Annotated in this window: 10 protein-coding genes; 3 read left to right on the top strand and 7 right to left on the bottom strand. The window is 70.2% G+C overall.

Annotation, left to right across the window (positions count from 1 at the left end; translation table 11 throughout):
- Nucleotides 1-7 precede the first annotated feature (7 nt).
- From OG698_RS35100 to OG698_RS35080, 5 genes are read right to left on the bottom strand one after another with little or no spacing between them, the layout of a single operon-like run.
- Nucleotides 8-979 (bottom strand): ABC transporter substrate-binding protein, encoded by a 972-nt coding sequence (locus tag OG698_RS35100; protein ID WP_406107799.1) that lies wholly within the window; start codon nucleotides 977-979, stop codon nucleotides 8-10.
- Nucleotides 980-1,039: 60 nt separating this feature from the next.
- Nucleotides 1,040-1,819, bottom strand: a complete 780-nt coding sequence (locus OG698_RS35095; RefSeq protein WP_406107797.1) for an amino acid ABC transporter ATP-binding protein — start codon at nucleotides 1,817-1,819, stop codon at nucleotides 1,040-1,042.
- Nucleotides 1,816-2,712: an amino acid ABC transporter permease gene (locus OG698_RS35090; protein ID WP_399970436.1), complete on the bottom strand. Its 897-nt coding sequence runs from the start codon at nucleotides 2,710-2,712 to the stop codon at nucleotides 1,816-1,818. The genes OG698_RS35095 and OG698_RS35090 overlap by 4 nt, the downstream gene beginning before the upstream one ends.
- Nucleotides 2,713-2,758: 46 nt before the next feature.
- Nucleotides 2,759-4,516 carry an FAD/NAD(P)-binding protein gene (locus OG698_RS35085; RefSeq protein WP_406107795.1) on the bottom strand — a complete coding sequence of 586 codons (1,758 nt, stop codon included), beginning with the start codon at nucleotides 4,514-4,516 and terminating at the stop codon, nucleotides 2,759-2,761.
- A complete protein-coding gene (locus OG698_RS35080; protein ID WP_406107794.1) occupies nucleotides 4,513-5,379 on the bottom strand; it encodes an amino acid ABC transporter permease in 867 nt (288 codons plus the stop codon). Before OG698_RS35080 ends, OG698_RS35085 begins: the two co-directional genes overlap by 4 nt.
- Nucleotides 5,380-5,876: 497 nt before the next feature.
- Here OG698_RS35080 and OG698_RS35075 point away from each other — a divergent pair, with 497 nt between their 5' ends.
- Nucleotides 5,877-6,824: an ABC transporter substrate-binding protein gene (locus OG698_RS35075; protein ID WP_406107793.1), complete on the top strand. Its 948-nt coding sequence runs from the start codon at nucleotides 5,877-5,879 to the stop codon at nucleotides 6,822-6,824.
- A 42-nt stretch (nucleotides 6,825-6,866) separates the two neighbouring features.
- On the opposite strand, the gene OG698_RS35070 is transcribed toward OG698_RS35075, so the two are convergent.
- Entirely contained in the window at nucleotides 6,867-8,204 is a 1,338-nt protein-coding gene (locus OG698_RS35070) for a DUF5685 family protein (RefSeq protein ID WP_406107791.1), read from the bottom strand.
- A gap of 290 nt (nucleotides 8,205-8,494) precedes the next feature.
- Between OG698_RS35070 and sepF the strand changes: the two genes are divergently transcribed.
- A complete protein-coding gene (sepF, locus tag OG698_RS35065; RefSeq protein WP_399970429.1) occupies nucleotides 8,495-8,947 on the top strand; it encodes a cell division protein SepF in 453 nt (150 codons plus the stop codon).
- Nucleotides 8,948-9,003: 56 nt separating this feature from the next.
- On the opposite strand, the gene OG698_RS35060 is transcribed toward sepF, so the two are convergent.
- Nucleotides 9,004-10,635, bottom strand: a complete 1,632-nt coding sequence (locus OG698_RS35060; protein WP_406107789.1) for an MFS transporter — start codon at nucleotides 10,633-10,635, stop codon at nucleotides 9,004-9,006.
- A 260-nt stretch (nucleotides 10,636-10,895) separates the two neighbouring features.
- On the opposite strand from OG698_RS35060, the gene OG698_RS35055 reads away from it, so the two are divergent.
- Entirely contained in the window at nucleotides 10,896-12,053 is a 1,158-nt protein-coding gene (locus OG698_RS35055; protein ID WP_406107787.1) for a hypothetical protein, read from the top strand.
- Nucleotides 12,054-12,225 lie beyond the last annotated feature (172 nt).

The following is a 12,225-nucleotide window of genomic DNA, read 5'->3' as shown; positions in this document are numbered from 1 at the left end:
GGGCGGGCTACGGCTTGGGCAGGCCGGGCGGGTTGATCTCCGACTTCTCGACCGCCTCGGTCGACAGGCCCCAGCGCTTCAGGACGCGCCCGTACGACCCGTTCTCGATCACGTGGTCGAGGGCGGCGGCGTACGCGTCGACGAGTCCACTGTCCTTCTTCGTCGTGGCGGCGATCTTGCCCTGGATCTTGTCCCCGGCACCGGAGAGCGTGCCGATGATCTGCGACTGGCCCGCGGACTCCACGTGGTAGGCGGCGCTGGGGCTCGGGCCGAGGTAGGCGTCGATGCGGCCCGACTGGAGAGCCAGGTAGTAGTCGGTGTCCTTCTGGAAGTACTTGATGGTGACCGGCTTCAGGCCCGCCTTCTCGTCCTGCTCGCTCCAGTCGACGAGGATCTTCTCCTGGTTGGTGCCGGAGGAGACGGCGATGGTCTTCCCGGCCACGTCCTTGGGTTCCTTGACCCGCCAGCTCGTGCCCTTCTTAGCCTCGAACGCGATGTTGTCGAGCCGGTAGGTCGCGAAGTCGTACTTCTCCTTGCGCTCCTCCGTGACGGTGACGTTCGAGAAGACGGCGTCGAACTTGCCGCTGTCGAGGCCGACGAAGAGGTTCTCCCAGGACACCGGGGAGAACTCGATCTTCAGGCCGAGCGTGTCGGCGACGAGGGTCGCGATGTCGATCTCGGAGCCGATGCGGGTCTTGTCGTCGGTGGCGTAGAAGCCGAGTGGCGGCGAGGCGTCGGCGCTGCCGCCGAGCCTGAGCGTGCCGCGCTTGCGGACCGCGGCCGGCAGCTCGGCGGCGATCGCGTCGACCTTCTTGGCGCGGATGCGGTGCTGGTCGGGCCCGATGTTGATGCCGCCCACCTTCTCGGAGCCGCCCTTGCCGGTGCCGGTCGCGGCATCGCTGTCACCTCCGCAGGCGGTGAGCAGGGGCGCGGCCACGAGTGCGGCGACGGACAGGGCGAGGGTGCGGCGGGACAGCATGCGTGAACTCCTGTTGACAAAAGGTGAGTTGAAAGGGGGTGCGGAAACAGGGAGTGAGGGTCACAGGACCTTGGAGAGGAACGCCTTCGTGCGGTCGTGCCGCGGTGCGTCCAGTACGTCGCCGGGGGCGCCCTGTTCGACGATGCGGCCCTCGTCCATGAAGACGACGGTGTCGGCGACCTCGCGGGCGAAGCCGATCTCGTGCGTGACGACGATCATCGTGGTGCCCTGGAGCGCCAAGCCCTTGATGACGTCGAGGACTTCGCCGACGAGCTCCGGGTCGAGCGCGGACGTCGGCTCGTCGAAGAGCAGCAGCTTCGGTTCGAGAGCCAGCGCGCGGGCGATGGCGACGCGCTGCTGCTGCCCGCCGGAGAGCTGCTTCGGGTAGGCGCCGGCCTTGTCGGCGAGCCCGACCCGGTCGAGCAGCCTGCGCGCGTGGTCGAGGGCCTCCTTGCGGGGGCGCTTGAGGGCGGAGACGGGGGCCTCGGCGATGTTCTCCAGGACCGTGAGGTGCGGGAACAGGTTGAAGTTCTGGAAGACGAAGCCGATCTGGGTGCGCTGCTTGAGCACCTCGCGCTCGCGCAGCTCGTACAGCCTGTCGCCGGAACGGCGGTAGCCGACGAGGGAGCCGTCGACGCTGATCCAGCCGCTGTCGACCTTCTCCAGGTGGTTGATGGTGCGCAGCAGCGTGGACTTGCCCGAGCCCGACGGGCCCAGGACGACGGTGACCTCGCCGGTCCGCACCTCCAGGTCGATGCCGCGCAGCACCTCCAGCGTGCCGAAGCTCTTGTGGACGGCCTTGATGTCGACCATGGTCCGGTCGGCGCCCGCGTCGCTCATCGGGTGGTTCCCTTCGAGAAGTGTCGTTCTACGTAGTGCTGGAGGACGGAGAGCGCGCTGGTCAGGAGCACGTACCAGACGGTGGCGACCATCAGGAGCGGCACCACGCGCCCGTTGCGGCCGTAGATGACCTGGACCTGGTAGAAGAGCTCGCCGATCGCCATGACGGAGACGATCGAGGTGCCCTTGAAGAGGGAGATCACCTCGTTGGCCGCGTTGGGCAGGATCGAGCGCATGGCCTGCGGCAGGACGATGCGGCGGATCTGCCGCAGCCGGGGGATGCCGAGCGCGGCCGCGGCCTCCAACTGGCCGCCGTCGACGGCCAGTACGCCACCGCGCACGATCTCGGCGGCGTACGCGGCCTGGTGCAGTGCGAGCCCGAGGACGGCCGCACTCATCGCGCCGACCAGGCCCATCGTGTCGAAGGAGAGGAAGCCGGGCCCGAAGGGGATCCCGAACTGCAACTCCTTGTACAGATAGGCCAGGTTGAACCAGAAGAGCAGTTGCACGATCAGCGGGATCGAGCGGAACGCCCAGATGTAGCCGAAGGCGACGGCCTGGAGGAACCGGCTGGCCGACAGGCGCATGAAGGCCAGGACGATGCCGAGCGCGAACCCGAGGGCCGTTCCGTAGAACGTCAGCTGAAGGGTGGTCCACACCGCCTTGAGGATCACGTCGGCGGTGAAGTAGTCGGCGAACACCCCCCATTCCCAGCCGGTGTTGGTGATGAATCCGTGCGCGAACTGGGCGAGCAGCACGGCGGTCGCGACGATGGCGGCCCAGCGCCAGGGGTGGCGGACGGGCACCACCTTCAGCGCGCCGTGGTCGACGGCGTCGCCGGCTGTCGTGGCTGATGTCGTTCTGTCGATGGGTGGATCGCTGGTCAGGGACATGGGGGTTCCTCAAGAGGGCGGAAAGGTACGGGGCGGGGGCCGGGGCTCAGGCTGCGGCGCGACAGGAGAGGTCGCGCAGGAACGCCAGGACCGCGCGTGCGGTGGCGTCGTTCTGCCGGAACGAGGGGCTGTTCGTACGCGGCCGCGTGAACGCTCCGGCGCCCCGCGCGTTCGTGTGCGGGCCGAGCGCGAAGCGGCGCGGGTGCGCCGTGCCGTCTCGGTGCAGGACGCGCCCGTCCTCGGGGTCGACCGCGAGGAGCCCGGCCGGGGTCGCCCGCGCCCCGTCCTCGTACAGCTCGCGCAGGAGCTGGTCGCGGGTGCGGGCGAGGGTGGGGTGCGGCAGGCGGGCCTCGACGAGGGCGCGGGCCTCGACGACGGAACCGGGGACGGTGGCACTCGTCGCGCGGAAGACGCCGTCCTCCGCGGTGACCCGCATGTCCGCGCCGATGAACTTCACGACGCCTGCCCGGGAGAGCGCGAGCAGCTGCCGAAGCCGCGGCCCCGGCGGCCCGGAGGCGAGATAGCTGAAGAAGCCGTGCCACCAGGACCCGATGTCGCCCAGCCGCACGACCTGCCCGTACACGGACAGCAGACCGAGGAAGACGGCGAGGTCGGGGCTGTGCGCGGGGTCGTGGCGGCGTTCGAGGTCCGCGGTGATGTAGCCGCGCAGCCCGTCCTGGAGTTCCTCGTACGAGGTGTGGCGTACGCCGTCCAGCGGGTGGTCGAGGGCCGCGAGGTCGAGGCGGTCCGCCGGGTCGGGCACGGCGGAGGCCACGAGGGCCTGGAGTTCGGCGCTCAGCGGTTCGGCTGCCGCGTACTTCTCCTCGAAGTCGGCCCAGGCGACGGTGGTGCGCTCGGGGTGGGCGGTGAACAGGCGGTGGTAGTGGGCGAAGCCCAGCTCCTTGTCGATGAGGGGCCACACGTCACGCCGGAAGTCGTAGCCGTCGGGGCGGGCGAGGAGTTCGTCGATCTCGGCGGGGCCGAGGAAGCGGGGCAGCGGCGGGCGCTCGCCGGCCCAGTCGTAGCCGATCTTGGAGTGGTACGGAATGCCGCGCCGGGAGCCGACGTGCAGGACGGGCTCACGCCCCGAGGGGATGTACGTGTCCCCTTCGTGCCGTCCGCCACGGCCCTCGGTCAGGAGCACCATCAGGTCGACGAAGGCCAGGCCGAAGCCGCGGACGAGGACGTCCTCGCCGGGAGCGAGCGCGGACAGATCGCTGTCCGCGGTGAAGTCGGGCGGCAGATGGACGAGCGCATGTTCGTGAGCGTACGCAGCCAACTCCCGTTGCTCTTCGTCGAGTTCGGCGTCCAGGTGACCCTGGGCGAGGATGACGGTGTCGGCGAGGAGGGGGCGGGCGCGCCCGTCGAGCCACACCTGCTGGCGGCCCTCGCGGGGGCCGCTGACACGCAGGGCGCGGCGCGGGTGGTGGCGGACGGTGACGCCCGGCGGGAGCGCGGCCACGGACCGCTCGTACACCCAGCGCAGATAGGCGCCCTGGAGCTGCCGGTCGGCGAAGGCGCGGCCGTCGAGGTCCGCCCACTCGTGCAGGGCGGGCCCGGGGAGTACCGGACCGTCGAGCTCGACCGTGTCGTCGGTGAACATCGTGACGTCCTGGGACTGCGAGTTCATCCAGAGCAGCGGGGACTGCGCCTGCCGCCAGACCCGTCCGCCACCCGGCGGGAAGGGGTCGACGAGATGGATGTCGAGTTCGAGGCCGGCGTGGTCGGGTGCGTTCGCGGCGATCCGCTCCAGGATGCCGGTCCCCCGCGGACCGGCTCCCACGATCACCAGCGAGGGCCTCATCGGGTGCGCTCCGAACCGCGCGCGTAGTGCCGCTCGACGTAGAACTGGCCGGCGCTGAGGAGCGAGGTGACCACGACGTACCAGATGGTGGCGACCAGGAGCATCGGGATGACCTGGTAGGTGCGGTGGTAGACGAGCTGCACCGAGTAGAGCAGGTCCTGGACGGCGATGACGCTGACGATGGAGGTGCCCTTGAGGGTGCCGATCAGCATGTTCCCGGCCGGCGGCACGATGGAGCGCATGGCCTGCGGCAGGATGATCCGCCGCCAGCGCCGCAGCCGGCTCAGCCCGAGCGCCTGCGCGGCCTCGATCTGCCCGCGGTCGACGGAGAGGATGCCGCCGCGCACGACCTCGGCGGCGTACGCGGCCTCGTGCAGCGTGAGCCCGATGATGGCGACGGTGATGGGCCCGAACAGGTCGACGGTCCTGATGCCGAGGATGTGCGGGTACAGCGCGCCGATGTTGAACCAGAACAGCAGCTGCACCAGGATCGGCATCGACCTGAACAGCCAGACGTAGCCCCAGCTCACCGTGCGCAGCACAGGGTTGGCGGACAGGCGCATGACGGCGAGCAGGGTGCCGAGGGCGAAGCCGAGCGCCATGACGAGGGCGGTCAGCCAGAGGGTGAGTCCGAGTCCGCGCAGGACGGACGCCGATGTGAAGTAGTCGGCGACGACGTCCCATTGGAAGGCGTCGTTGCGGATCACCGAGTTGACGGCGAGCGCGAGGAGTACGAGGACGACGGCGGCGGCGAGCCACTGGCCGGTGCGGGGCCGGCGGACGATGCGGGGCTGTGCCTCACCGGCGTCGGCGGGCGGTCCAGCCGCGGGAGGCGCGGTCTTTGCGAGTGTGTTCGAGGACATGCGAAGGCTCCGTGGGCACTGGAATCCAGCACGGTCTTGCCTTCACACGGAACATGCGGACCGAGCCCCTCAGCAGCGGTCCCTCACCGAGACTACGGGGCTCGCTCCGCTCGCTGTCAAGACTGTCCAGAGTGTGAGCCGTACGTCTCAAGTGAGTTGACGCGGAAACGGATGCCTGTTCCACTTGGCCCATGCATCCGCAGCAGTGGCTGGTCACGCGCTCCCACATCGACTTCGGTCGAGTGTGGTCGGCGTCCTGTTGATGCCCTTCTGACGCCCGCTGCGCGTCTGTTTCTCTCTTCTCCACGCTTCCTGACGCTCGCCGCGTTCTGAGCGTTTCTGCGTTTTCTGCGTTTCCCGGTGCGCCCAAGTGCGCGCACTCGTCCGCGCCTTCACACACCCACGCGTCCTCGCGTACCCCTCCCCTCCTTCTCTCGTCACCCCTGCGCGCTTGTTGTCTTCGAAGGGCAGAACTCCACGCCATGCGTACGATTTTGATGACCCGTCAGCGAATTCCGGCCGCGTTCGCGCTGATCACCGCGGCCACCCTGGCATTGACCGGCTGCGGCTCCGGCGACCCCGGGGCCTCCGCCGGCGGCGCCGCGCCTGCGGGCAGGAGCGACAGGATCCCCACGACCGACGTGGTGAAGAACGTCAGGAAGGACGAGGCGGCGGCGAAGCTGCTGCCCGCCGGCGTCCGGGCGAGCGGCAAGCTGACCGTCGGCGCCTCCATCGGCGGCACCCCGCCCGGCGCCTTCTACCTGGAGGACGGCAGGACCGTCGCCGGCCAGGACATCGACTTCGCCGACGCCGTCGCCAAGGTCCTCGGGCTGAAGCTGAAGCGGGAGGCCGCCGGTTTCGAGGCGATCCTTCCCGCGCTCGGCAGCGGCAAGTACGACCTGGGCACAGGCAACTTCGGCGTCACGGACGAGCGGCGCAGGACGATCGACTTCGTCACGTACATCAATGACGGCCAGGGCTTCGCCGTGCGCGAGGACAGCGACCTGAAGAAGGTCACGAACCTCAGGCAACTGTGCGGCCTGAACGTGGCGACCGGCGCGGGCACCACCTTCGAGGCGACCCTGGAGGAGAACAAGCACCTCTGCGCGGACGCCGGGAAGAAGGCGTACAGCGTGAAGACGTACGCGGACCAGAGCGCGATCTGGTCGTCCCTCCAGCAGGGCAGGTCCGACGTGGTGATGAGCACCATCAACGGGCTGCGGTACGCCGTCGCCCACCAGGAAGGGCTGAGGTTCCTCAACGAGTACCACCGCCTCGACGTCGGCTTCGCCTTCAAGAAGGGCACGAAGCTAGCGCCTGCGTTCCGGGCGGCGGTGAACAAGCTGATCGCCGACGGGACGTACGACAAGATCCTGAAGAAGTGGGGCACGAGCGAGTCCGCGATCGAGAAGTCACAGATCTCACCGCCCGAGATCAAGGACTGACGCCGGGCCCCGGCCCCGGATCCGGACCCGCACCCGGAGGCCTCAACAGTCGCAGCAGGAGCAGCACTCACAGCATTCGCAGATGGAGCACGCCTCGCAGCAGCTGCAGTCGGTCGAGCAGCAGTCGCTGCACCAGCCGTCGCGCTTCTTCCGGGACCAGGGCCCCTCGAACTCGTCGGCACAGCACACCTTGCAGGTGCAGCAGAGCCCGATCGCCGCGGCGCACCCGGCGAAGAACCCGCGCTTGCCGGGCTTCGGCGGCTGAAAGGACGGCCCCCCACCGAAGCCACCGGGACCGCCCGGACCACCGGGACCGCCCTGCCCGCCGCCGTACGGATTCTGCGAGCCGTACGGTCCGGAGGACCCGGGTGGCACATACGGGCCCGATCCGGTGGGCACCCAGGGGCCGGGCGCACCCGGGCCCTGCTGCGGGCTGGACGCCGTCGGTGCGTGCGCGCCGTGTGAGGGGCCGGCTCCGTGAGAGGGATCAGTGCCATGGGACGCGTCGGCGCCGTGCGCGCAGCCCGACGTGCCGAAGGCGCGGTCGACCGAGCGGCGCAGTTCGTGGACGAGCAGCAGATGCGCGAGCGTGCCGTCGACGAATTCGGCCTCGCGCAGGGCGAGACGGATGCCGCGCAGCGCGTCGTCGGCGAGGCGGCGCGCCTCGGTGAGGTCCGTGCCCGTCGCCGTGAGCGGGTTCCAGGCATCCGACGCAGCGTCAGCTTCCTTGTCCTCCACGGCGTCCAGGAGGTGTGCGAGCCGCCCGAAGAGCCGGCCTGCCTCGGCGAGCGGCGCCGCGTTGCACGGGCGTCCCGCGAGGACGGCGGTGTGCGCGAAGGCGGCGGCGGTCGCCGTCTCGGTCGGCTCGGTGACCGTGAGCACCGGGGTTCCGAGGCCTGCGAGCGACTCGATCCCGATCTGGCGCTCCACGGCGTCGACCAGGACGGCCGTATCGAACCCCACGTCAGAACCCGTACGGGAGCCGGCCTTTCCCCACTTCGCGGCCACCCGGCGGGCCGCCGCGGCCACCGGCCTGCGGGCCAGGAGGCCGTCGCCGTCGGCGACGTGGTCGCGGACCTTCGCCGAGGCGAGGACCAGTGAGACGGCGGCGGCGAGCCGGGCGCCCTCGCCCCGCGCGACGGAGGCGGTGCGCATTCCGCGCAGTGGACAGGGCCCCGCCGTGCGCCGTCCCCCGGCGGCCTGTTCGGCCTGAGCCTCCGTCAGAACCGAGATCAGCAAACCGTCGTAGTTCGTGACAATCCTCGCGAACTGCCCGTGGTCACCGCGAAGCGCCAGGCAGAGTCCGCACAGATGAGCCATCCATTGCGCTTTGAGCCCCTCACCGAGACGATGGCTGCAGGGCCGGACTATTCCGAACAAGACGACTCCCCCGAGGGTCTTGAAGACGTAAGCTGCGGCATCGTATCGAGGGTGCCGTTCACCCGTACGCACCGGTCGTCACCCGTACGCCGCGAAGAATCATATTTCACTCACTGTCAGCAGCCGTACGGGATACGACCCTTGGGATTCTTGGGACAGCGCCGTGTTGACTCTGCACCAGTAGCGTCACGAAAACCCCGCGCGCCGACTATCCACTTGGCGCACCATCCGCATCATGGACGACCATAGGGATGCGAAACGCAGAGGAACCGCTGTGAGAGGAGGCGTCCATGGGATCGGTGCGCAAGGCGAGTGCCTGGCTTGGCCTCGTCGACGACAACGATGACGAGCGTTACTACGACGGCTACGACGACGACAGGGTCGAGGGGTCCGAGCCCCAGACCGGCGCCGCCTGGGTCACGGACCCACGCGTGAAGGTGGCGGCCGACACCGCCGAGGAGCAGGGCCGCCGGATCGGCACGGTCACCCCGGACGGATTCCGGGACGCCCGTGGCATCGGCGAGATGTTCCGGGAGGGTGTCCCGGTCATCATCAACCTCACGGCCATGGAGCCCGGGGACGCCAAGCGCGTCGTCGACTTCGCGGCCGGGCTCACGTTCGGGCTGCGGGGTTCCATCGAGCGGGTGGCGAACCGGGTGTTCCTGCTGAGCCCTGCCGACACGCAGGTGGTCAACGGCGAGGCGGAGAGCCGTCCGACGGACGGTTTCTTCAACCAGAGCTGAGCGTCACGGGTGGCCAGGGCCCGGCCCCTCGGCCGGGTCACCGCCCGCGGCAGCCGTCACGCGACAGTGGACTCCACGCCGACCCGCTCGGGACCGCGCTGGGGCCCGATCTTCGCCGTGCCCTCAGCGTCCTGCGGGGCAGCGGCTTCGCACTCCATCCGCTTGGGCAGCCGCAGCGCGGCCACCGCCCCGAGCAGCAGGAGCCCGGCGCTGACGAACAGCGTCACGTGCAGTCCGTGGACGAAGGCGACCCGGGCGGCGCTGCGCAGCGCCTCACCGGCTGTGCCGCCGAGCCGCGTCGCGACCTGGTACGCCTCACCGAGCGAGTTGCCCGCGTGGGCGCTCGCGGATCCGGGCACTCCGGTGACCCGGGCGATCCCCGGTGCGTACGCGGCGTTCATCACCGAGCCGAGCAGGGCGATGCCCATGCCCGCGCCGAGCTGGTATGAGGTCTCCCCGATCGCCGCGGCGCCGCCCGCGTCCTCCGCCGAGGCCTCGCTGAGCATCGACTCGTAGGCACCGAAGAGGGTGGTCTGGAGGCCGAAGCCGAGAAGGATGAAGCCGAAGGTGAGCAGCGACGGCCGGTCGTGCTGTCCCATCAGCGTGAGCATGAGCACCGCGGCCGCGGTGAGTACGAAGCCGGCCGAGACCATGCGGCGCGGTCCGAAGCGGCGCAGCTGGGCCGAGCCGAGGACGCCCGCGGCCATCGCCGCGAAGGTGAGTGGCAGCAGCCGTACGCCTGTCTCCAGGGGGCTCAGGCCGAGTACGAGCTGGAGGTACTGGACGGCGATGAGCTCCAGGCCGACGAGGGCGAGCATGGCGAGGACGATGCAGCCGACCGCGGTGGAGAAGGCGGGCCTCGCGAACATCTTCATATCGATGAGCGGGTGCTCGCGGCGCTTCTGCCGCCGCACGAACACGATCAGCACGGCCGCGCCGACGAGGAAGGGGCCGACGGCGGACGGGTCGAGCAGGTCGCGGTCGACACCGAGCCGCTTCACGCCGTAGACGACACCGAGCATTCCGACGGCCGCCATGAAGGCGCCGACCACGTCCCAGGGCCCGTCGGAGCGGCCCTTGGACTCGGGAAGTATGAGACGGCCGAGGGGCAGCATGACGGCCATCAGCGGGATGTTGATCAGGAAGACCGAGCCCCACCAGAAGTGCTCGACCATGAAGCCGCCGAGGACCGGTCCGGTGGCGGCGCCTACCGCGGCGACCGCGGACCAGACGCCGATCGCGACGGCCCTCTCGCGCCGGTCGGGGAAGACCGCGCGCAGGATCGACAGGGTCGCGGGCATGATCATCGCGCCGCCGACGCCGAGCAGCGCGCGGGCCAGGATCAGGATGTGCGGTGTCGAGGCGAACACGGCGAGTGCGGAGGCCACGCCGAAGAGGCCGTATCCGAGGAGCAGTACGCGTCTGCGGCCGACACGGTCGCCGAGCGTGCCGAAGAGGATCAGGAGCGCCGCGCAGATCAGCGGATAGGCGTCGACGATCCAGAGCAGCTGGACGGCCGAGGGGCGCAGGTCCTGGGTGACGGCGGGGACGGCGACATGCAGCACGGTCGCGTCGAGGGCGACGAGCAGCAGGCTGGTGCACAGAACGACGAGGACGACCCAGCGATTGGCGCCTGGCCCGGCGGTCCGCAGGCGAGAGGGCGCGGTGGCCGTGATCGTCCCGGTCATATGCGTACCTCCCAGTGGTCCCTCGCGCTCGGCGGATCCGCGGGGTGGGGACTTCCCCGCGGTTGCGGCCGGAAGGAGCGGACTCCCGTGCCCACGCAACGATTGGCGAGTGAGCCGCCAGAGTACGCGAGTCCATTGCGGTGACACGTGGCGGACCTCTCATGCGCTCAGCCGCGGAGTGTGGCGTACGCCACGCTCTGCGTCCCGGACCACGCACCGGGCGTGCGGTCCGGTTGCGCCCGGCGCCGATAATCGACGCCGTGACCGAAGTCGACCTGCAAGAACCGCGGAGCGCGCCGGCCCGGGCGGCCGGTGCGCTGCGCCGCGCGGCGCCGGCGCTCCTTGCCTATGCCGGGGTGCGCGCCCTGGGCCTGATCCTGCTCGCCGTGTGGAGCGCGGCGAAGGGGAAGAGCCCGCACACGCTGCTGACCGCCCGCTGGGACTCGCTCTGGTACACCCGCGTCGCCGATTTCGGCTACGGCTGGGAGGTGCGCCTGCCGGACGGCACGGTGCACTCGAACCTCGCGTTCTTCCCGCTGCTGCCGTGGCTGGAGCGGCTGGTGTCGGCGGTGAGCCCTTTGTCGTACGCGGACGCGGGCCTGGCGGTGAGCTGGCTCGCGTCGCTCTGCGCGGCCTGGGGGATCTTCCTCGTGGCCGAGCTGCTGTACGGGCGGCGGGCCGGCGTCTGCGCGGTCGTGCTGTGGGCGGTGCTCCCGGTCGGGATCGTGCAGTCGATGGCGTACAGCGAGTCACTGTTCACGGCGCTCGCGGCCTGGTCGCTGTACCTGGTGCTCACCGGACGGTGGGTGAGCGCGGGGCTGCTCGCCTCGCTCGCGGGTCTGACCCGGCCGGTGGGTGCGGCGGTGGTCGCCGCGCTCTGGGCGACGGCCGTGGTCCAGGTCGTGCGCGAAAAGAGGATCTCCTGGCGTATGACCGTCGGCATGCTGCTCGCCCCCCTGGGCGCCGCCGCGTACGTCTTGTGGGTGGGCCATCGCACGGGGGGCGGCCTCTTCGGCTATCTCGACGTCCAGGGTCAGTGGGGCAACGGCTTCGACGGCGGTCTCGCCTTCGCGCGCTTCGTCGGTGACAAGTTCACGTCGTTCCCCTCGGCGCTCGCGGGGCTCGGCCTGATCGTCGGGGTCGCGCTCGTCATCTGGCTCTACGTGCTGTGCGTACGGCGAGGTCAGCCGCTCGCGCTGCTCGTCTACTGCGGGATCGTCGTCGCGCTCGCGCTGTGCGCGTCGGGTTACTTCGGCTCGAAGCCGCGGCTGCTGCTGCCCGCGTTCCCGCTCCTGTTGCCGGTCGCGGTGGCGCTCGCCCGGCTGCGCACGAGCAGATCGGCGACGGTGCTCGGCGGCGTGGCCGTGGCGTCGGCGGTGTACGGGGCCTTCTGGCTGAACGGGTCGGGGCCTCCCTGATCGGCTTGATCGACCCGGCGGGCCCGGGCAGGCCCGTCCGATCGCGCCGGGTGATCGGACGGGAAATTCCAGGGAAGCCATCGGTGAACGAATTCGGGCGCGCCGAAAAACGAATGCACGAAATGATCAATGTAATTGAAGGCAACGCTCCGGTCGGATAGTGATATCCGCA

The organism is Streptomyces sp. NBC_01003 (genome assembly GCF_045162695.1).
In the GTDB taxonomy this organism is placed as follows: Bacteria; Actinomycetota; Actinomycetes; order Streptomycetales; family Streptomycetaceae; genus Streptomyces.
This window is presented reverse-complemented; position numbering and strand designations above follow the sequence as displayed.

Excerpts from the sequence above, each read along its gene's own strand:
- OG698_RS35100 (WP_406107799.1), bottom strand. The coding sequence starts at position 979 with ATGCTGTCCCGCCGCACCCTCGCCCTGTCCGTCGCCGCACTCGTGGCC.
- OG698_RS35095 (WP_406107797.1), bottom strand. The coding sequence starts at position 1,819 with ATGAGCGACGCGGGCGCCGACCGGACCATGGTCGACATCAAGGCCGTC.
- OG698_RS35090 (WP_399970436.1), bottom strand. The coding sequence starts at position 2,712 with ATGTCCCTGACCAGCGATCCACCCATCGACAGAACGACATCAGCCACG.
- OG698_RS35085 (WP_406107795.1), bottom strand. The coding sequence starts at position 4,516 with ATGAGGCCCTCGCTGGTGATCGTGGGAGCCGGTCCGCGGGGGACCGGC.
- OG698_RS35080 (WP_406107794.1), bottom strand. The coding sequence starts at position 5,379 with ATGTCCTCGAACACACTCGCAAAGACCGCGCCTCCCGCGGCTGGACCG.
- OG698_RS35075 (WP_406107793.1), top strand. The coding sequence starts at position 5,877 with ATGACCCGTCAGCGAATTCCGGCCGCGTTCGCGCTGATCACCGCGGCC.
- sepF (WP_399970429.1), top strand. The coding sequence starts at position 8,495 with ATGGGATCGGTGCGCAAGGCGAGTGCCTGGCTTGGCCTCGTCGACGAC.
- OG698_RS35060 (WP_406107789.1), bottom strand. The coding sequence starts at position 10,635 with ATGACCGGGACGATCACGGCCACCGCGCCCTCTCGCCTGCGGACCGCC.